Source organism: Myxococcales bacterium (assembly GCA_016706225.1).
Classification (GTDB): domain Bacteria; phylum Myxococcota_A; class Polyangia; order Polyangiales; family Polyangiaceae; genus JADJKB01.
In genome coordinates this window covers 1133749-1152312 of sequence record JADJKB010000021.1, presented here as the reverse complement: position 1 = coordinate 1152312, position 18564 = coordinate 1133749, and the positions used below count along the sequence as shown (strand labels likewise).

General features: G+C 67.4%; 16 protein-coding genes. 10 read left to right on the top strand and 6 right to left on the bottom strand.

Translation table 11 applies throughout. The features are described from left to right. Positions 1–13: 13 nt before the first annotated feature. The 3 genes from IPI67_29825 to IPI67_29815 form a co-directional block, all read right to left on the bottom strand. Positions 14–1156, bottom strand: a complete 1143-nt coding sequence (locus IPI67_29825) for a VWA domain-containing protein (protein ID MBK7584392.1) — start codon at positions 1154–1156, stop codon at positions 14–16. A 154-nt stretch (positions 1157–1310) separates the two neighbouring features. Further along, positions 1311–2651, bottom strand: coding sequence for a beta-galactosidase (locus IPI67_29820; GenBank protein ID MBK7584391.1), 1341 nt, complete (start codon positions 2649–2651; stop codon positions 1311–1313). Positions 2652–2701: 50 nt separating this feature from the next. Further along, on the bottom strand, positions 2702–4252 hold the full coding sequence (locus IPI67_29815; GenBank protein ID MBK7584390.1) for a hypothetical protein: 1551 nt from the start codon (positions 4250–4252) through the stop codon (positions 2702–2704). An 89-nt stretch (positions 4253–4341) separates the two neighbouring features. On the opposite strand from IPI67_29815, the gene IPI67_29810 reads away from it, so the two are divergent. From IPI67_29810 to IPI67_29795, 4 genes are all read left to right on the top strand, one after another. After that, on the top strand, positions 4342–5571 hold the full coding sequence (locus IPI67_29810) for a metallophosphoesterase (protein ID MBK7584389.1): 1230 nt from the start codon (positions 4342–4344) through the stop codon (positions 5569–5571). Positions 5572–5684: 113 nt separating this feature from the next. Beyond that, a complete protein-coding gene (locus IPI67_29805) occupies positions 5685–7187 on the top strand; it encodes a tetratricopeptide repeat protein (GenBank protein ID MBK7584388.1) in 1503 nt (500 codons plus the stop codon). A 44-nt stretch (positions 7188–7231) separates the two neighbouring features. Next, positions 7232–7966 (top strand): hypothetical protein, encoded by a 735-nt coding sequence (locus IPI67_29800; GenBank protein MBK7584387.1) that lies wholly within the window; start codon positions 7232–7234, stop codon positions 7964–7966. Positions 7967–8222: 256 nt separating this feature from the next. Next, positions 8223–8555 carry a hypothetical protein gene (locus tag IPI67_29795; protein MBK7584386.1) on the top strand — a complete coding sequence of 111 codons (333 nt, stop codon included), beginning with the start codon at positions 8223–8225 and terminating at the stop codon, positions 8553–8555. 134 nt (positions 8556–8689) lie between these two features. Here IPI67_29795 and IPI67_29790 read toward each other — a convergent pair whose 3' ends face one another. After that, positions 8690–9676, bottom strand: a complete 987-nt coding sequence (locus tag IPI67_29790) for a hypothetical protein (GenBank protein MBK7584385.1) — start codon at positions 9674–9676, stop codon at positions 8690–8692. 37 nt (positions 9677–9713) lie between these two features. Continuing rightward, positions 9714–11177, bottom strand: coding sequence for a hypothetical protein (locus IPI67_29785; GenBank protein ID MBK7584384.1), 1464 nt, complete (start codon positions 11175–11177; stop codon positions 9714–9716). A 56-nt stretch (positions 11178–11233) separates the two neighbouring features. Between IPI67_29785 and IPI67_29780 the strand changes: the two genes are divergently transcribed. Both IPI67_29780 and IPI67_29775 read left to right on the top strand, forming a co-directional pair. Beyond that, positions 11234–12307, top strand: coding sequence for a hypothetical protein (locus IPI67_29780; GenBank protein ID MBK7584383.1), 1074 nt, complete (start codon positions 11234–11236; stop codon positions 12305–12307). Between the two features lie 31 nt (positions 12308–12338). Next, positions 12339–12761 carry a MerC domain-containing protein gene (locus IPI67_29775; protein ID MBK7584382.1) on the top strand — a complete coding sequence of 141 codons (423 nt, stop codon included), beginning with the start codon at positions 12339–12341 and terminating at the stop codon, positions 12759–12761. A 22-nt stretch (positions 12762–12783) separates the two neighbouring features. Here IPI67_29775 and IPI67_29770 read toward each other — a convergent pair whose 3' ends face one another. Beyond that, positions 12784–15348 (bottom strand): hypothetical protein, encoded by a 2565-nt coding sequence (locus tag IPI67_29770; protein MBK7584381.1) that lies wholly within the window; start codon positions 15346–15348, stop codon positions 12784–12786. A gap of 319 nt (positions 15349–15667) precedes the next feature. Between IPI67_29770 and folK the strand changes: the two genes are divergently transcribed. The 4 genes from folK to atpH all read left to right on the top strand — a co-directional run bounded on the left by folK (position 15668) and on the right by atpH (position 18138). Then, positions 15668–16213 (top strand): 2-amino-4-hydroxy-6-hydroxymethyldihydropteridine diphosphokinase, encoded by a 546-nt coding sequence (gene folK / locus IPI67_29765; protein ID MBK7584380.1) that lies wholly within the window; start codon positions 15668–15670, stop codon positions 16211–16213. A 154-nt stretch (positions 16214–16367) separates the two neighbouring features. Next, entirely contained in the window at positions 16368–16835 is a 468-nt protein-coding gene (locus IPI67_29760) for an ATP synthase F0 subunit B (GenBank protein MBK7584379.1), read from the top strand. Then, positions 16835–17599, top strand: a complete 765-nt coding sequence (locus IPI67_29755; GenBank protein ID MBK7584378.1) for an ATP synthase F0 subunit B — start codon at positions 16835–16837, stop codon at positions 17597–17599. The genes IPI67_29760 and IPI67_29755 overlap by 1 nt, the downstream gene beginning before the upstream one ends. After that, positions 17596–18138 carry an ATP synthase F1 subunit delta gene (gene atpH, locus IPI67_29750; protein MBK7584377.1) on the top strand — a complete coding sequence of 181 codons (543 nt, stop codon included), beginning with the start codon at positions 17596–17598 and terminating at the stop codon, positions 18136–18138. The genes IPI67_29755 and atpH overlap by 4 nt, the downstream gene beginning before the upstream one ends. Positions 18139–18564: the final 426 nt, after the last annotated feature.

Below are 18564 nucleotides of genomic sequence, written 5' to 3'. Positions count from 1 at the left end.
CCAGCGCTGGGAATCAAGACGGTGTCGGCTTGCTACAGGCGTAGATCACGTCGATAGCCGTGACTTTTCCTTGCTGGATCTGCGCACACGACGCCCCGTTGAACGTCAGCGTGTTGCTGGCGGCGTCGTAGTCGAAGCCGTTGTTCGGGTCCTTTGCGATCCCGGTCGGGTCCTTGTCGAAGAACACCCAGAGAGAGCCAGAAGGCGGGACCTGGTCGAGCTTGAAGGTGCAGGTCGCGACGTTGTTCGCGATCTGCGAGAGCGCTGTATCGAGCTGGGTTCCGGTATCAGCCTGAAAGTAGGGCGCAGTGCCGGCGGCCTTGGCGATGGCCGTGAGCTCCCCCGCGTTCACATCTCCCGAGAACCCCACGACGTAAGTCTTCACGGGCACCGCTTGGGCGAGCAGCTGAGCCGCGGCCTTGGCCCCCCCACCCCCGCAGTTGTCCGCTCCGTCCGTCATCAAGACAATCACGTTCGGCCGGTCCGCGACCTGCAGGCTCACCTCACCGATGAGTCCATTCAGCGTCCCGCCAATCACCGTCTCGGCTTTCCCACTGTTGCAGAGTTGCGAGGCAAGAATGCTCTTCTGGATGTCGGTCGTGTAAGACCCGATGGGGTTCGAGATCTTGCCCGGCGCGCATCCCGGCCCGTTGCAGGCGGAGAACATCACGAGGCCGAAACCGATCGTGTCCTTGTAACTGGCAAACAGCTTGTCGAGCGCGGCTTGCGCCACCTGCCAGCGGCTCTTGCCCGCCCCCGGCACGCTCTTGCCCATGCTCCCGGAGCGGTCGAGCGCGATCAGCACGTTGGGCTTGAGGGCCGTGATCTGGAAAGGTTTTGCGCCACAACCCCCGCCCGGCGTGCACTTGCCGAGCGTCGTGTCGCAGGCGAGCCCGGCGGCACAGTCCGCGTCGACACTGCAGGTTCCGTCGGCGATGCACTGGCCGCTCGGGCTACAGAACGTCCCGCCCGGGCAGGGACCCCCGCAACCCAGGGTCGGAGAACCTCCACCGTTCGGTGCACCTCCGAAAGCGATCGCCGCGTCGCCGGACCCACCCGCTCCGACCTGGCCCGACGTCCCGGCCGCCTCCTCCACGGGCCCATCGGTTGGAGCCGCCCCACAGGCGAGCGCCAGCAACAGGGCTGGGGAACCCAAGCACAAAGCTCGAAGCAGCATCCGATGGGCCTCGTTGGATCGACACCAATCCGGAGCCGTCTTGCATGCGGCTCGAAGGATTGTCTGCTCGAAGCATGAATGGGCGCTGAATGAGCGACCGCGCTCGTGCCCGCGGGGGTCCGCACCACGCCGATCAGCGCCTACGCAGCCTGCGCAACGCCAGCGACGCCGCTGCGAGCAAGCTCAACCACGCGCCGGTCGCGGGTGCCCGCGGCACGCTGCAGCCGCAGCCGCCGTCGTCGTCCGTGGTGCCGCCGGTTGCCCCACCTGGGCCGGATGAGCCGCTCGTGCCACCGGCTGAGCTCGCGCCGGTGCCGGCGCTACCGCCGCTCGCCGAGCCGGACGCGCCCCCGCCGCCTGGAGTGCCGCCGCTCGCCGTGCCCGCGGCGCCACCGCTGGCCGAACCGGCTGCGCCGCCGCCGCCAGGACTGCCGCCGCTGCCGGTCGGGCTCGATGCAATGCACGTCTTCAATTCGTCGAACGCGGGCTTGCGCTGGAAGTTGTCGGCGTAGCTCCCATCGGGATCGTGAGTGCGCAGCGCGAGGCCCCAGTGGATGTCGGGCCAGAGCCCGTTCGGGTGCTCCTCCGTGAGCTCGTAGATGAACGTCTTCTGCCACCACGTGCGCTTGTTCTGCGCCTGCATCACGCGTTCGGTGTACTTGCGTTGGGTCTCCAGCTCGGTCGCGCTCGTGACCTGCGCCTCGCGACCCGTCTCGGTGATCCACACGGGCAGACCGCCAAAGCCCTTTGCCAGCAGCGTCTCGCGCACGCTGAGCGGCCCTTCGTAGACCGTGGTCGTGCCGATCTTGAGCACTCGATGGGCGTCGAGCTTGTTGTAGAAGCTGTCCTTGCTGGTGCCGGCCGCCGGGTCGTCTTCGGGGAACGAGGCGTAGATGTGCCAGCTGACCGCATCGAGATCCGAGCCGCGCGCCGCCAGCGCTGCGTCGAGGTACTCCGCGTACTTGTCGCTGATCGTCGCGAGCTCGGGGCCCACGATAAGGCAGCTCGGGCAGCCCTGTTTGATGGCGTCGATTGCGGGGATGAAGGCGTTGTCGATCCACTGTTGCTTCGAGCCTTCAAAGAAGTCCCCCAGGTTCGGTTCGTTCCACGTGCCCCAGGCGGCAACCCGCCCGTCGGCATAACGCTGCGTCGCCGCGAGCACGAACGCCTTGTAGGCCGCGGCGTCTGGCACGTCGTTGTTGTTGCCGTCCCCTTTCGCATTGCCGAGGCTGGCCCACGCGGGGGTGTAACCGATGGTGGCGAACACCTTCAGGTTGCGGGCCTTGGCGGCGTCGAGCACCTTGTCGAACACCGTCCAGTCGAGCTTGCCCTTTTGCGGCTCGCCGATGTCCCAGTTGAAGTCGATGCGGATCCACTGACCACCGAGCTCTTGGGCCAGATCGAGCGTGTCGCTCGGCGGCAAGTGAACGTTCATGCCGAGAGTGGCGGCCAGGCACACGGCGGAGAAAGGCATCGGATGCTCCTCGGCTCAGAGTCGCACTTTTTGGTGGGCGAGGCGACCGCTCACGGCGTGCACGCACACTGGGAGCTCCACTGCTCCTGGAACACGTCGGCGCAGCCCCCGGTCTTTGTGGGGTTGTCCGGCGAGCAAGCGTCGAAGCTCGCCTGGGCCGAGCGGTGGCTGCAGCTCGGGTGCCCGAACACACAACACACCTGTTCGCAGGTCACACCGGGAGCGCTGGCGACCTGACCGATGTGTTGGCCATCTGCGCAGGGGACGAAGTGCGACTTGATGAAGTCGGTGTAGGCCCCGGCGCACGTCGCCGCCGGGCAGCTCACGGGCTTGGGGAACGAAGCGCCCTGGCTCGTGCCGTTGCCCAGCTGACCGACCCCATTGCCTCCCCAACACACGAGGCCCTGACTCTGATCGAGCGCACAGCTGTGTTCGCTGCCGGTGGCGACCCGCCAAGCGTTCGCGAGACCCACCACGGTCACCGGTGTGTTGTGATCGATGGTGGTGCCGTCGCCGAGTTGGCCCGAGTAGTTCCGCCCCCAACACGAGACACTGCCGTTTGCGCGCACCGCGCAGGCATGGCTGTCGCCGGAATCCAGCCACACGGCGTCGTCGAGTCCGACCACCGGTGTCGGTGTCGGGGCGTTCTCCACGTTGCTGCCGATCCCGAGCTGGCCGGACCCGTTGTAACCCCAACACGAGACGCTGCCGCCAGCGCGGCGAGCGCAGGCGTGGTGATTGCCAGCGACGACCTGCACCGCATCGCTGAGCCCGGGGACCGTGACTGGCGACGTGTACGAACCGGCGTTCGTGTTGCCGAGGCCCAACGAGCCGCTCGCGTTCCAGCCCCAACACTTCACACCACCGCTCGCGAGCGCCGCGCAGGAGAAGATGTAGCCGACCGCGATCGACACCGCGTCGGTGATGCCAACGACCTTCGTCGGCGTGTAGCTCTTCGCCAAGCTGCCGTCGCCGAGCTCGCCGTGGCCGTTCTCGCCCCAGCAGCGCACACGGCCTGTTTGCTCGAGCGCGCAAGCGTGAGTCGTCACGATGCCGCGCGCAGTACGCACGACCTGGCTCAGCCCTTGGATCGGGATGGGCACTGCACTGTCTTGGGTAGTTCCGTCCCCCAGGGCTCCCAGGGCGTTGTGCCCCCACGACATTGCCGTGCCGTTGGCTCGTACTCCGGATGAATGGAATTCGCCGCCGCTCAGCGCAACGAAGTCCGTGGGCCCCGCCAGGGGAGTCGGGATCGGAACGCCGGTCGTGGCGTTGCCGGCCCCGAGCTGGCCGAACTGATTGGCGCCAAAGCAGTGGACTGCGCCGCCTTGAAGCGCGCAGGTGTGGTTCCCGCCGGCCACTACTTCGTCGTAGTTGCAGGCCGACGCGCCCGAGGAGCCGCCAGCGCCGCCGCTCGGACCTCCTCCGCTGGGGTTCCCGCCGCTCCCGCCGCTGCCGGCGCCCCCGCCGAAACCCGCGACGCCGCCCCCGCCGGCTCCGGCGGCGCCCGCGATCGAGACGCCGGGTTCGAGCAACCGCGAGCGCGAGCCGCACGCCACGATTCCGAGGCCCAACACGAGCGTCACGCCGACGCGCATCATCACAAAACCATAGGGGGGGCGCGCCCGGCGGGCCACAGCCAAGCAACGCGACCTTTGCTTCCGGCCGCGATTGAGGCGACAATTCGCGCATGACACAGCGCCTCGAGGTCCTGTTACCGGTCGCCATCTTGGCCGTTGCCCTGAGTGGCGCCGCGGTGTCGTGTGGCTCCGATGGCGATGGCGGCGGCAAGGGCGGCTCGAGCAGTGGTGGAACCGGCACGGGAGCCTCGAGCGGAACCGGTGGCACGAGCTCCGGTGGCACGAGCGCGGGTGGCACGAACGCTGGCGGCACGGGGGGCGGGGCCGCGGGCGCTGGTGGGACCTCGTCGGGCGGGGGAGCGGGTGCGGGAGGTGGAGCGGGCGCGGGCGGTACGGCGAGCGGTGGTACCGGCGCAGGGGGCACGGGCACGGGTGGTGCTGGCGCAGGGATCCCGCCGGACAAACAGAACCTGCGCATTGCGTTCTTCGGTGACAGCAAGAGCGGCACCAATTTCAAGAATGTGCTCGGCATCGCCAAGACCGAGAAGGCCGACGCCATCATTGGCCTTGGTGACTACGACTACAGCGCGAACCCGTCGGCGTGGCTGACCGCATTGACCAGCGTGGTGGGCCCAGATTTCCCGGTGTTCGGCGCGGTGGGCAATCACGACACGGGGACCTGGGCGCCGTACGCCACCGAGTTCAAGAGCCGAATGCAGAAGGCGGGCGTCACGCCCGACAGCGCGGACTTCACCGACGAGAAGTTCTCTTTGGTGTTCCAGGGCATCAAGCTGGTCTTTGTCGGCCAGAACGGCAAGAACGCCGAGTTCGCGACGTTCATCAAGGATCAGTTCTCGAAGGATGATCACATCTGGAAGCTGTGCCTCTGGCACAAGAACCAGACGGCGATGCAGGTCGGTGGCAAGGGCAACGAGATGGGCTGGGAGGTCTACGAGGCCTGTCGTGCGGCCGGTGCCATCGTGCTCACCGGTCACGAACACTCCTACGAACGCACCAAGACCCTCACTGACATCACGAATCAGGTGGTGGACACCACGTGTTCGGACGGCAAGAAGCTGTGTGTCGGGCCGGGGCGTACGTTCGTGGCCGTGGCGGGGCTGGGCGGCAACGATGTGCGCGATCAACTGCGCTGCCTGCCGGCGACCCCACCCTACGGCTGCAAGGGTGAGTGGGCGCTCATCTACACGAATCAGCAGAGCGCGACCTTCGGCGCGGTGCTGATCGACTTCTACGTGAACGGCAACGCCAAGGCGGCGCGCGGCGTGTTCAAGAACGTCAAGAACGAGACCGTCGACACGTTCGACATCACGAAAGACTGACCTCGCCGGGGGTTCCGCGCATCGTCGGGTCGGTCTGGGACAAGCTCGGCCAGGCGAGCGCGGGCATCCGCGCGCTGTGGGTGCTGGCGGCGGCCATCGCGGCGCATGCAACCGTGCTTGGAGGCGGTCTCATCTGGCTGGACCACGCTCACATCGAGGCCGGACTCGCCCTCCGCCCTCCGGCGGAGTGGCTCGCGCTCTTCCGTGAGCCGTTTGCCGGCACCGGTTATTACCGGCCGCTGACCGCGCTCTCCCTGTCGATCGACGCGCTGTTCGGCAGCGTGGCGGCGTATCACCTGACGAACCTCGCGCTGCATGCCGCTGCGGCGCTCGGGCTCGTTCACGCGGCGCGGGCCCTCGGCGTCGGGCGGCGCGCGGCGACGCTGGGCGGCTTGCTGTTCGCGGTGCACCCGGTCGGCTCGCTCGTGGCCGGTGCGATTGCCTTTCGGTCCGAGTCGCTGGTCGCCCTCGCATTGTTTGGTTTGATCGTCGCGCATCGCCGCGGACGCCCGGTGTGGGCCGGCGTCTGTGTGTTGGTCGCCGGTCTGTCGAAGGAGACCGGGCTGGTTCTGGCGCCGCTCTACCTGGCTGCGCTGGAGATCGCCGCGGGTCGACCGCCGGTGACGAAAGCGGAGCGACCGGTGAGGCGTGGTGTCTTCGCGAGCGAGGCGCTGCTCTGGTTCGTTGCCCTGGGCCTGAGACTGAAGTTCGCGCCGCCCTGGCTCGGACACTTCCCGGATTTATCCGCGAGCGAGCAGGTTGGAACGCGGCTCGCAGCGCTGACCAAGAGCGTGGCGTCGGTCGTCGTGCCGATCGACGCTCGGATCTGCGATGCGTTCCCGATCTCCGGCGCCTCGGCGCCCGCGGCGTTGCTGGGCGCTGCCTTCGCGCTGGTGCTGCTGGTGGCCGCGCGCCGCGGTGGCGCGGTTGGCCTATTGACGGTGCTGTCCTTGCTGCCGTCGCTGCAGCTGGTTTCGACGCTGCGCTGGTGGTCGCCCCACTATCTCTACCTGGCCGCGGCCTGGTTTCTGGTCTTCGTCGCGGAGCGCCTCGTGCGTCGCGGCGCGGTGCCCGTCGCGCTGGCGCTGGTGGTGACAGTGTTGCTCGGCGTCGGGTCGTGGCGGGCGGGCCGTCGTTACCGGAGTGACGAGAGCTTGTGGCGGGCGGAAGTTGCGGCGGAGCCCGCGTGCCGCGAGGGGCAGTTCTACCTGGCCGAGGTCGCTCGCTCGAAGGAGGACTTCGCGCTCGCGGCGCTTCATTATGAGGCGGCGCTGCGTTCGGCTCCGGGACTGCTCGCCTTCGTCGATCTGGACGCAACACTCACCAACTACGGGCTGGTGTTGTTCAGGCTCGGGCGGCTAGACGAGGCCCGGCGGGTTTTCGAGGAGGCGCTGCAACAACCATCCGACGAAATCACGCGGCGGCGTGTCACGCACGATCTCGCCGCGGTTGCGCTGGCGAGCGGCGATGCACCTCGAGCGCTCGAGCTGCTGGGCCCCGAGCTCGAGCGGGCGGATGTGCTCCCGGAGTCGCTGGTCATCGGCGCCCGCGCTCTCGAAGCACTCGGCCGCGACCGAGAGGCGACGGAGCTGCGCGCGCGCAGGACAAAGCACTGAGCGCGCGCCGAGCGTCGTGCCCGAAGCTTGACCCCGGAGCGCCCGTGTCGTCACCTCTGCGCATGGCTGATCACCCGGCGGCCGAGCCGCATGGTCCAATTCAGGAAATTGCCGATGGTGTCTTCTGGGTGCAGGGCTCGGTCCGCATGGGGCCCGGTGTGCGCATCCCGCGCAACATGGTCGTCGTGCGCGCCGGCGAAGATCTGACCCTGATCTCCGCCGTGCGCCTGTCCGCGGCCGGCGAGGCCGAGCTCGAGCGCCTGGGCAAGGTCCGGCACGTGGTGAAAATCGGCGCTTTTCATGGGATGGACGACGCTCACTCGGTGGAGCGGTTCAAGGCCTCGTATTTTGCTCTGCCGGGCGGCACACGCGAGTCCGAGCCGAAGCCCGACCGAGAGTTGTCGCCGACGTCGTTGCCGTTCGACGACGCCGAGCTCTTCTGCTTCGAGCAGACGAAGAAGAAGGAGGCCGCGCTGCTCGTCAAACGTGACGGCGGCATCCTGATCACCTGTGACGCCGTGCAGAACTGGCCCGACACGAGCGGGTGCAGTCCGATGGCCAAAGTGGTCACGCGGCTCTTTGGCTTCACCAAACGGCCTGCGCAAATCGGCCCTCCATGGCGCAAAGGAATGACCCCGGAAGGGGGCAGCTTGCGCGGCGACTTCGAGCGCCTCGCCGCGCTCGAGTTTCGTCACCTGATCGGTGGACATGGTGCGCCGCTGCGCGACACCGCGCGCACGGATCTCGCCGCCACCGTGCGCGCGACGTTCGCATCTTGACGCCGGAAGTTACGTTCGCACCGCATGACAAAGATGTCATGGGTCGAGCGGGGATGACATTCGTGTCATGCGTGACGCGGCGTTCAGCAGGCGCTGGTTGATCATCACGAAGGCGTAGTGCGTTTGGCGCTCCGATTCGCACCGCCGAGCAGCGCATGCTTCTTGCCACTGCTACGCTTCAGCTAACTCGCGAAGAACGTACGCGCGCTCTCCCCCGAGCAAGCGTGCAGTCGAGCGGGTCTTATTGGAGGTAAATATGCGTTTCAGAAACCTGGCTTTTGGCGTGGCTTGTGTCACCGCACTCGGCGCCGTCGCGGCGGGCTGCAGTGATGACAGTACTGATGACAAAAAAGGGACCGGTGGCGCCTCGACAGGCGGCACCGGCACTGGCTGCGCGGCGACCGGCGGCGCGGCGGGCTCGAGCACCGGCGGTGCTGCGGGCGCGGCGACCGGCGGCGCGGCGGGCTCGGCGACCGGCGGTGCAGCCGGCTCGAGCACCGGCGGCGCAGCGGGCTCGGCGACCGGCGGTGCAGCCGGCTCGAGCACCGGCGGCGCGAGCGGATCGCCCGGCGACGCGGGAACGGACTGACCCGTGACCAGGCGATCGCGGCGAGCCGGACTTGCCGTGATGCGTGCACCCTCTGCGGCGCCCACGTGGGCGCCGCAGTCTATTTGAGCGTGCGCCGGTCGCGGAACCTTCGCTGCGCATCCCCAGCAGTGCGCTCACTTCGCGTTCTGCGCTGCCAGGTTGACCAGCGTCGGATTCGACGGGCTGTAGCCGCTCATCTTCTTGACGATCTTCATCGTGCGCGGGTCGATGATGATCCCGAGCGGCAGGCCGTTCGAGCCCGAGTTCTTGAAAGTGAACGCCGGATCGGCCACCACGCTCCAGCTCTTCGCCTTGAAGGTGTTCTTCCAGGCCTCTGCGTGCTTCAACTGGGCGGGGTTCCCCGAGTTGTCCTCGATGAGCAGGGTCAAGACCCGAATGCCCTTCTGAGTCCAGCCGCCGGCCATCACGTTGTTCAGATCTTGCGCCTCCTCCTGACACGCGCCGCACCACACGGCCGACTGCGCGAGGAAGACCGCATGGATGCCGCGCGTGCCGTCGCAGTCGAAGTAGTCTTCGATCTTGATGGTGGTCGCCGTTGCGGCGCCCTCGAAGTACCCTTGCCACGAGAGCGAGGGGTTCGGGACCGAGCCAACAGACGTTCCGTAGGGACCCGGTGGATAGGTGCAGTTGCCGCCGACGGGTCCGCCTCCGGAGCCGCCGCCACCGCTCGTGCCGCCGTTCCCGCCGCCACCGCTCGTGCCGCCGTTCCCGCCGACGTTGCCGCCGCCGCCGTTCCCGCCGACGTTGCCGCCGCCGCCGCCCGGATCCCAGCCGCCGCCGCTGCCGCCGCCACCCTCCGGAGGGGGGCCGCCGGGGGTTCCGCCTCCGCCTTGATTTGGGTCTGGCGGCGGGGAGCCACCCGGTGGGCCGCAGGATTCGACACAGCCGACTTTGTCGCCGGTGGCGCAAATGCACTGTGCGATGCAGCCCGTACACGACGAGCACCCGCTCTCCGGTTTGCACTCCGGTCCACTCGTCCCGCCGCCAAGCCCGTATGAGCCTTGGTCCTCCTCTCCAGCGCCCGTGGCCGTCGCACATCCGACGAAAAGGATGCTCGCGAGGACGGCGACACCCGGCGCCCATTTCTTGATCGCCGCCATCGCCGTAATGACCCGGCCCGGCGGCGAGCTTGCACAATCAGCTGGGATTATTTCGGTCGAGCCGATTTCTGCGCCGAAAACCCCAGAGCAGCGCCAGGCCCATCAGGGCGACGGGCGCCTCGGTCGGGCCGCCTCGGGGGCGGCAACCACAGCCCCCGTCATCCCCTGCCTCGTCCGCAGGTTTGAGCCCGGCGTCGACCGGAGGCGCATCACCCAGACCCTCTCCGGTGAGGGTGACCATGAAAAATCGCTCGTCCGGGTCGTTGGTGACCAGCGTGAGCACCGAGCTCTGTTTGCCGACCCTGTCCGGGGTGAAGCTCACCGAGAACGTCGCGCTCTTCTGGGATTCGACGAACACCTCGGTCTTGGGCAGCGCGAAGACCTTCGACTTGGAGGCGTCCAAGAAACCCGTGGCGCGCGCCTTGGCCTCGCCGATGTTGGACAAATCGAGGCTCAGCGTCTTGGTCTCACCGACGGCGAGCTGTCCGAACGAGAGGCTCTCTGCCACGCCGTCGAGATCCGGAAGTGGCACGTGCACACGCACGGGATCGAACACGAAGTCCTGTTTCCCTAGCGGCACGGCCACGGGAATGTCGACGAGCGGGAGGCTGAAGTCCTTACCCAACACCTTGATGAAGAAGGTGGGGATCAGGTGCAGCGCGCCCTTGTAATCGACTCTTCCTTCGGGGAAGACGTCGTACTCGACGAACGCGCCTCCAGTAAACTCACGCTCGGTCGTTCCTCCAGCACTGGTGATGGCGGATTCGGTCACCTTCGCGGGTTCGATGCGGATGCGATCGGTGTGATAGGTCGCGCTCAGATCACCCGCCACGTCGAGCGCAACCCCGCCCTTGCTGAGCTGGCTCGGGATCCCCACGAGGTCGAGCAGGTTGACCTCGAACATGCGCAGCTTCGGGCTCGAGCCGGTCGCCGTGGCGACGTCGGGCTCGAACGCCCATGGCGTGAACGTCTTCTCCGCCTTCAAGTGGAAGTTCACCTGCGGCACGAACGGGATGTCCCCCTCCCACTTCACGGGCACGCCGATCACGTTGACGTCGAGCTTGGCCTTGGCACCGAGGTCGAGGCCGTAGTCGAACTTCAGGAGGCCGTGGCTGCCGCCCGGTGTGGCAAGCGTCATCGCTTGCGGCCACTTGGTCTGGAGGAATCCGTCGAGCTCGACCGTGGTGCTCGCGGGAACCTTCAAGAAGAAACGCAGCTGAAGATCACTGCCCTGGGGCACCCAGCCGGTGTCGAAGTCGAACGCAATCGGCAGTGATACCGTCTTCTGGTAGTCGAGCTTCGCCAGCGTGCACTCGAGCTCGGTGTCACTGCAGTACGCCGCCAGCACGTCCCAGGGCCCGAGGCTCGCGTCGGCGCCGGCGTCCGTCGAGCCGGCCTCCGCCGCGTCGACACCCGCATCGGCGTCGGCTCGCGCCGGAGCGTTCCATGACAAAATCGCCGGCAGCGCCGCTGCTGCCAACACACGAGAGAGCACGCGCACCTGCAAAAGCTACCACGGATTTCGCGTGCCCGGCGCCTCACGCTATGCTGTCCGGCATGGTCTGGGCCGCGCGCACGCTGAAACTGCGTCCCCAGGCGCTTGCCACGCTGGCCGCGTTTTCGCTGGTGGGCTGCGGTGGCGACGACCCAGCCGAAAAGAAGAGCTTCGTGTATCCGAAGGACACCGAGCTGCGCATGAATCAGCTGCAAGCGAAGGGTTCCCACAATAGTTATCACGTGGAGGTCGAGGGCATGACCGTGGCGGCCCTCAAGTACACTCACGCGCCCCTCGACGTGCAGCTCCGCGACCAAGGGGTACGGCAGTTCGAGCTCGACACTCGCTACGACGCTGACGCGGAGGAGTTCGTGGTCTTCCACATCGGAGTGATCGACGAAAACTCCAACTGCCGGCGTTTTGTCGACTGTCTGGCCGCGCTCGCGGGCTGGTCGCGCAAGAACCCCGCGCACCACCCGATCTTCGTGCAAGTCGAACCGAAGGACGGGCTGCCCGCGGACGTCGAGAGTTACTTCACCAAGCTCGAGAGCGAGATCCTCTCCGAGTGGCCGAGGGAACGCATCGTCACGCCGGACGACGTGAAGGGAGACGCGGCGACGCTGCGCGAGGGCATCTTGCAGCGCGGCTGGCCGACCCTCGGGGAGGTGCGGGGGAAGATCCTGTTTTTCGTCGACGACGCCAGCGCGTGGCGGGACGCATACACCCACGGTGATCAGAACGTCGACGGCCGGCTGATGTTCGTCTCGTCGAAGCCCGGCGCGGCTTACGAGGGAACCTACGTGCTCAACGACGCAAACTCGGCGGCGATCGGTGACGCCGTCACCCAAGGGTTCATCGTTCGGACTCGGGCTGACTCCGACAACGTGGAGCCGTTTGCCGGCGATACCAGCACCCGCGACGCCGCGCTGAAGAGCGGAGCGCAGCTCGTCAGCACCGACTACCCCGCGCCCGTTCAGGGCGTCGACTACGTCGTCGAGATCCCCGCGGGCACGCCCTCGCGTTGTAATCCACTCGTCGCGCCAGCGGATGCGGCTCCGAGGACGTGGAGAATCCCGAGTTCATCCAGTGAGCATCGGCAGCCGCCCGGGCGGCCTGCTGCCTCCAAGCTCGGGTAAACTCTGTTTGAACGATGGGGTCTCGTGAGCTATGGAGCACGACTCTTCCGTGACCGCCAGTGAAGCCGAGATCGAGGGCCGCGTCCGTCGCTGGGACACCCTGGGCGTGATCGTGTCCGCGGCCTGTGTGGTGCACTGCATGGCGATGCCGCTCGTGCTCAGCCTGTTGCCAGCGCTCGGGTTGTCGTTCCTGGCGAACGACGGCGTACACGAGGTGCTGGCGGTGCTCGTGGTCCTGCTCGCCGTCCTGGCATTCGTGCCGGGCTATCGCGTGCATCATCTCAAGTACGTGCCGGTCATCGGAGGGTTCGGCGTCATCGTGCTCGCCGGTGCGGCGTTCGCGCCGGGCCTGGGCCTCGTCGTCGAGTCGGTCCTCACCGCCATCGGCGGTGGCGTGCTGGTGTTCGCGCACGTGATGAACCGGCGAGCGCTCGGTCGCGCGCACATCCACTGAGCAGCGTCGGCCTGCGAACCGGCTACCCGGGTGTGGCCTCGAGGGCTCGGCGGTAGCGATCGCGGCGTAGTTGGTCCGACAAGATCTCGTAAGCTTCGTCGAGCACCTCGATGATCAGATCGACCTCCGGGCGCAGGTTCGCGGTGCTGGCGGTGAGGATGCGGCTCGGCTCGAACTCCTTGCGCAGCTCGGCGTGGGCGCGCTGGACGTCGTAGCTGGTCGCGCTCTTCGCCACACCGAGCAGAGCGAAGTAGTCACCCTCTTCCACGAGCGCTTTGCGCGCGAGGATCCGCGCGCGCAGAGCCTGTTCGTCGAGCGCGTCGTAGACCGGTGCCTGGGCCCGGCTTTTGTCCGGCGCCGCCGCTGCGGGGGACAGGGCTTCGAGCACCCCGAGCGCCACCAGCGCGTACAGGACCGACGGTACGTCCGGGGGCGCAGCGGGAGAAATCACCTCACCCAGGGTCGCGGCCTTGGCGCGATTCGTCATCATGGTCTCTTCGGGTGAGAGCGCGCACTCCCCGAGCAGCGACGGGTTGGGTCCGTCAACCAAGCGTGCGCGAGGGCCGCCCAGGCGCGACATCGCCTCGTCTGGTGCCACCACGCGGCGAACGATCTCGACGTAGACCTCGGCGCCCGTCGCGCCCCCGAATACGGCAGGCTCGGCCTGCAACCTCGCCGGCACGTCCGCTTCGAGCCCGGCGGAGCCCGCCGTCATTTCCAGCACCCGACCCACGAGCCACTCGGCGTGAGATCGGAGCACGGGCCAGAGCTCGTCTTGCCGCAGGTGTCCGTGGGCGATGAGCGCGGCCCCGGCGTGGCGTCCGAACGGAGGAAGTTTGTGGCCGAGCGACTTCTGCACCTCGGGCCCGAGCGTGCCTCGTTCGGTCAGGAACGCGACCAGCGACTCACTCGCGATGCCCGATGCGGCAGTCACGAAATCGCCGTCGCGCAGCACGATGCGCCGGATCCCCGCGTCGCTCTCGAAGGCCAGCGCGCCCGTGAAGCGCGAACGGATCGCGCGGGCAATGCCGACCGCGCTGTCACCACGGCCGAGGGCCTGCGGGATCTCGAGCGGACCGACGGGTTGGGGTGTGGACACGGTCCTTGGTGGTGGAGGAATGACCAGCGGCTGCGGTAAACGCAGCCCGTCGGGAGTCGCGGAAGGTGGCAGCGGGGTTGGCCGCAGCACCGCCGTGTGGGCGTCTTGCTCGCCCGCGCGTGCGCTGGTCGGTTTGCTCTCGACGCTGGTCATTGCGCTCGGAGCGTTCATGCTCGGAGGCCAGCTCGCCGGATCAGGCGGCCGAGTGCCTCCCGCCGGAGGGGTGTTGGGCGGTTCTTCGACTCCCGCCATCGGCATCACGCCGTCGCCACTCTGGCCGCGGCGTGGAGGAGGGGCCGTGAGTCCAGCGCTGCCTCTCGAGTCCAAAGCTTGAGCTGGAACCGCGGCCATCGCCCCGGTGCCTGCGGCTGCCAGCGCCCCGGCGCTGGTTCCGACGCCGGTGAGCATGCCCGTGCGTGCACTGCCACCGCCGCTGCCGGTGCCAGTGCCACCGCTGGCATCCTCGTCGTCCTCGTCGTCGATACCGAGGGGTTCGTCGAGCGCCGAGAGCACGTCCGCGGGCAATACTGCGTCGACCTCGGCCTCTGGGGTCAGGCGGAGCGACGCGGGAGCCCGCGCCGACCCGCTGCTGCCGACCCGCTGCTCTGCTCGCGCCAAGATGCCTTCGAGCTCGGCGCTGATTTCCGATTGCGGGATCTGTCGCCCGAGCGGAGACATCACCGGCTCCGGGTCCGCGCCAAAACCGAGCGGGATGGGCACGGGCAAGCTGGGTTCTGGGGCAGGCAACGAGCTGCCGCGCCGCGGCGGTTCGGACGAGTGCGCCGGTGGCAATGAGCTCGGGCCAGAGTCCGGGACCGGCGAAGGGAGCTCGGGAACGCGCGCGGGAGCTCGGGGTGGTGTGGTCGAAGCCGCCTGGGCTGGCGGCGCCGGCGAGGACGGCACCGGAGGCGCCGTGCTGATCGCGGCAGGTGCCGAACGCGCCGAGTCCGGTGCGCTGCGCGGCGCGGAAGCAGCGGGTGAAATCGAGCTGGGCGTGGGGCGCCCGGACTCCGGGGCATTACGCGGCAACGAGGGCGGCGGTCGACTCGACGGGCCCGACATGGGGCGTCCGCTGTGCGGTGATGCCGGCGGGCCGATCAGCGCTTCGACCTTCCTCAGGAGGCCGAAGGTATCGACCGGTCGAACGAAGAACCCACTCGATTCGTGAAACACCTCGTCGCGCAGCTCGTCGAGGGTGCGGCTCGGTTCACCAAAGAAGATGATGTCGACCCCGTTGCCGCCAGGGACCTCGCGCAAGCGCTTCACCTGTTCGAGCGCCCCCACTGCGTCGACGTCGCACAAGATCAGCGAAGGCTTCTGCACCGACACCCGGCCCACGAGCAACGTGAGCGCAACATCCACCACCGCGTAGCCGCGACTCCTGAGCGCGCTCATCAGCCGCTCGGCTTCAGCCGACGCGTCGCTCATGAAGATGAGCGGCTCGTCGCGCGGCGCGTCGAACTCGCCGCCCGAGAATTCGGATGCCACGGTGACTATCCACGTTAGAGCGGCTTTTCCCGAGACGGAACTGCCGCGGCGTGGGGTCAGCCATTTCCCTCGGATTTCGCTCGAGCCAGCGCCTCACCCGGCGGCGGGCATGCAAGGGGGTCGGGTCAGTCCCTCGGCGCCCGCGGCGAGCCCGACGAATCCCGGCGTTTTTCGGCGATTAGGCCGCCGATTGTCGCGCCCAAGCTGGGCCACCACCCCGCGGTGACCACGGCGATGACCACGAAGCCGACCACGACCACCTCTCCAGGCGTCAGACCGAGCATATGCCTTCGATATCGCGCTAGCCTGTCGGTCCGCAATGGCGACGCCGATTCGGTACGTGATTGGGCTCGGATCCAACCTCGGCGACCGGCTCGCCCTGCTGCGAAGGGCCGTGATCGAGCTGGCCGGAGTCGGTCCGCTCGCCCGAGCCTCCCGGCTCTACGAGTCGGACCCCTGGGGCGGTCCGGAGCAGGGGCCCTTCTTGAACGCCGCCGTTGCGCTCGATTCCGGTCTCGGGCCAGCCTTGCTGCTCGAACGCCTGCTCGAGATCGAGCGAAAGCTGGGGCGAGAGCGACGTGAGCGGTGGGGCCCTCGAACCATCGACCTGGACTTGCTCTGGGCGAGGGGTGTGACCCACTCCGCACCCGGGCTGCGCGTTCCCCATGAGCGGCTGACCGAGCGCACCTTCGCGCTCGGGCCCTTGCTCGAGGTCGAACCTGACGCGGAAGCCCCCGCCGGACAGGAGAGCTACCCACTCGTGCTGCAACGTTTGCGGGCTCCGATTCTGCGCCCGGTGCTGGGGTCCGACTGGACAAAAGCAGGTGAAATATCCGCCGCTCAGCCGCATCACGCACTGCGCTAGACACGCCCCACCCGATGGTGTACTTCGCGCGCGCCGCCCGGTGAGGGTCTGAGCGCGTCGTAGACGCATCCTCAGCCTTGGACCGGTACGGCGGAACCCGACTCCCGAAAGCTCCCGATACTCCTCGGGACTTGGCCAGGTGACCACCGTGACCCTGAATCCCATGCTCGGCGCCGCAATGAGCGGGGGGATCAGTATCGACTTCGACAAGACGTTCGTCTTGCAGATGCTGATCTTCGCCACGCTGATCGTCGTGTTGAAGCCTCTGCTCTTCGATCCCGTCCTGAAGGTGTTCGAGGAGCGCGAGAAGCGCACCGAAGGCGCTCGCGCCGAAGCTCGCGAAATGCAGGAAGAGGCAGGGCAGCTCCTGCGCCGATACGAGGCTGAGGTCGAGAACATCCATCGTGTGGCCTCCGAAGAGCGCGACCACCTGCGGGCAGAGACCAGCAAGCTCGAGGCAGAAATCTTGAATGATGCTCGGGCGCTCACCACCCGCGTCGTCGAAGACGGACGCAAGAAGATCGAGACCGAGGTGAACGGCATTCGCTTCGACCTCGGGCGGCAGACCGAGCAGATCGCTCGTGAGGTCGCGGCGCGAGTGCTCGGGCGGGAGGTGCGCTGATGAAACGCTTCTCTTCCTGGCTTCCGCCGCTCTTTGCGCTGCTGGCGCTGACCCTCACCAGCCTGGCCTGGGCGGAGAAATCAGCGCCGGGCGCGGGCCACGGTGCAACGGCGCCTCACGGCGCGGATTCCGCGGAGGGGGCGGCGCCTTCTGATCCCGGCGGTGAGCACGGCGCGGATCACGGTCCGGGGCCCATCAACTGGTATTACGGCATGATCGCCGAGTCCGCGGACGCCGAGCCATCGGTCCTGTTCCGTCCGAAGGGCATGCAGCCGCCGCTCCTGGCAATGCTGCTCAACGCCGGCATCCTGTTCTTCGTCGTCATTCGCGTCGCGCGCCGCCCTGTCGCGGATGCACTGAAGAAGCGCAAGGCCTCGATCATGCACGGCATGGACGACGCCGCCCGGATGAAGAGCGACGCCTCCGACCGGCTCGCCGAGTACGAAGACAAACTCGAGCATCTTGACGAAGAGATCGAGAGGGTGAAGCGTGAGATGCGCGAGGCGGGCCAGGCAGAGCGGGCGCGTATCCTCGCGGAGGCAAAGGAGCGACGCGCGCGCATGGAGCGTGATGCGCGGTTGCTGATCGAACAAGAGCTCGCCGCGGCGCGCCAAGCGCTCGTGCGGGAGGCAGTCGAGGGCGCGGTCAAGAGCGCGACGGAGCGGATCAGCAAAGAGATTGCTGCGGCCGACCATCAGCGCGTGGCAGATGAGTACCTTGCCGAGTTGGATCAGGCGTTCGTTACCCGAGGAGGCAAAGCGTGATCGGTTCACCCGTCGTCGAACGCTACACGCGGGCGATCTTCGAGCTGGCCGTCGAAGCCGGTCAGCTCACGCAGCTCACCGAGCAGATGCGCAGTTTCGCCGCCGCCTACACCACGAGCCGCGAGCTCCGCTCCGTCGCCATCAACCCCCTGATTGTCGACGAAGAGCGCGACGCGGTGCTCAAGGAGATCGGGCAGCGGCTCGGGGTGGGTGAGCTGGCGATCAACGCCGTGCGTGTCCTGGCCCGCCGGCGCCGACTCTACGCGCTACCGGACATTGCCAAACGACTGGGCGGCATGGCGGACGAACAGGCCGGCATCGTGCGGGCCACGGTCATCAGCGCCAGCGCGCTCTCCGAGGACTTCTACGCAAGACTCGTCAAGAAGCTCGAGGCCAACACCAAGATGAAGGTGGTCGTCGAGCGCGAGCAGGATCCGAGCCTGATCGCCGGAGTGGTGACCAAGATCGGGGACAATACGATTGATGGATCTTTGAAGGGGAGGCTCCGGGCCATCGAGCGGAGTTTGCTCCCGGGGTGAGCGGATCTGGTCTGGGTTCTTTCTCTTCTCTTCTTTTTTTCTCTTCTCTTTTTTTCTCTTCTCTCGACGACTGTGAAGCCCCGCGACTGTTCCAACCCGCAAAACAGCGTTCCACCGGCCTCGAATTTAGTTTTCGCCCTGGCGCCCGAACCGCCCCGCGACTGTTCCAACCCCCCAAACAGCGTTCCACCGGCCTCGAATTTAGTTTTCGCCCTGGCGCCCGAACCGCCCCGCGACTGTTCCAACCCCCCAAACAGCGTTCCACCGGCCTCGCCGGTTCTTCTTCTCTTCTCTCTCTTTTCCGATCGTGATCTGACTTTCCAAGACTGTTGACGTTGTTCCAGTCACTCGGGCAGGCCCGAGTGACGGTCTGACCTGAGTGGTCTGGGATTTTGACCTGAAAGCTCTTCGATTCTGACCTGAAAG

What these genes read in the sequence shown, in the direction of transcription:
- IPI67_29820 (MBK7584391.1), bottom strand. Translation starts at nt 2,651, where the DNA reads ATGCCTTTCTCCGCCGTGTGCCTGGCCGCCACTCTCGGCATGAACGTT.
- IPI67_29815 (MBK7584390.1), bottom strand. Translation starts at nt 4,252, where the DNA reads ATGATGCGCGTCGGCGTGACGCTCGTGTTGGGCCTCGGAATCGTGGCG.
- IPI67_29810 (MBK7584389.1), top strand. Translation starts at nt 4,342, where the DNA reads ATGACACAGCGCCTCGAGGTCCTGTTACCGGTCGCCATCTTGGCCGTT.
- IPI67_29795 (MBK7584386.1), top strand. Translation starts at nt 8,223, where the DNA reads ATGCGTTTCAGAAACCTGGCTTTTGGCGTGGCTTGTGTCACCGCACTC.
- IPI67_29790 (MBK7584385.1), bottom strand. Translation starts at nt 9,676, where the DNA reads ATGGCGGCGATCAAGAAATGGGCGCCGGGTGTCGCCGTCCTCGCGAGC.
- IPI67_29780 (MBK7584383.1), top strand. Translation starts at nt 11,234, where the DNA reads ATGGTCTGGGCCGCGCGCACGCTGAAACTGCGTCCCCAGGCGCTTGCC.
- IPI67_29775 (MBK7584382.1), top strand. Translation starts at nt 12,339, where the DNA reads ATGGAGCACGACTCTTCCGTGACCGCCAGTGAAGCCGAGATCGAGGGC.
- folK (MBK7584380.1), top strand. Translation starts at nt 15,668, where the DNA reads ATGGCGACGCCGATTCGGTACGTGATTGGGCTCGGATCCAACCTCGGC.
- IPI67_29755 (MBK7584378.1), top strand. Translation starts at nt 16,835, where the DNA reads ATGAAACGCTTCTCTTCCTGGCTTCCGCCGCTCTTTGCGCTGCTGGCG.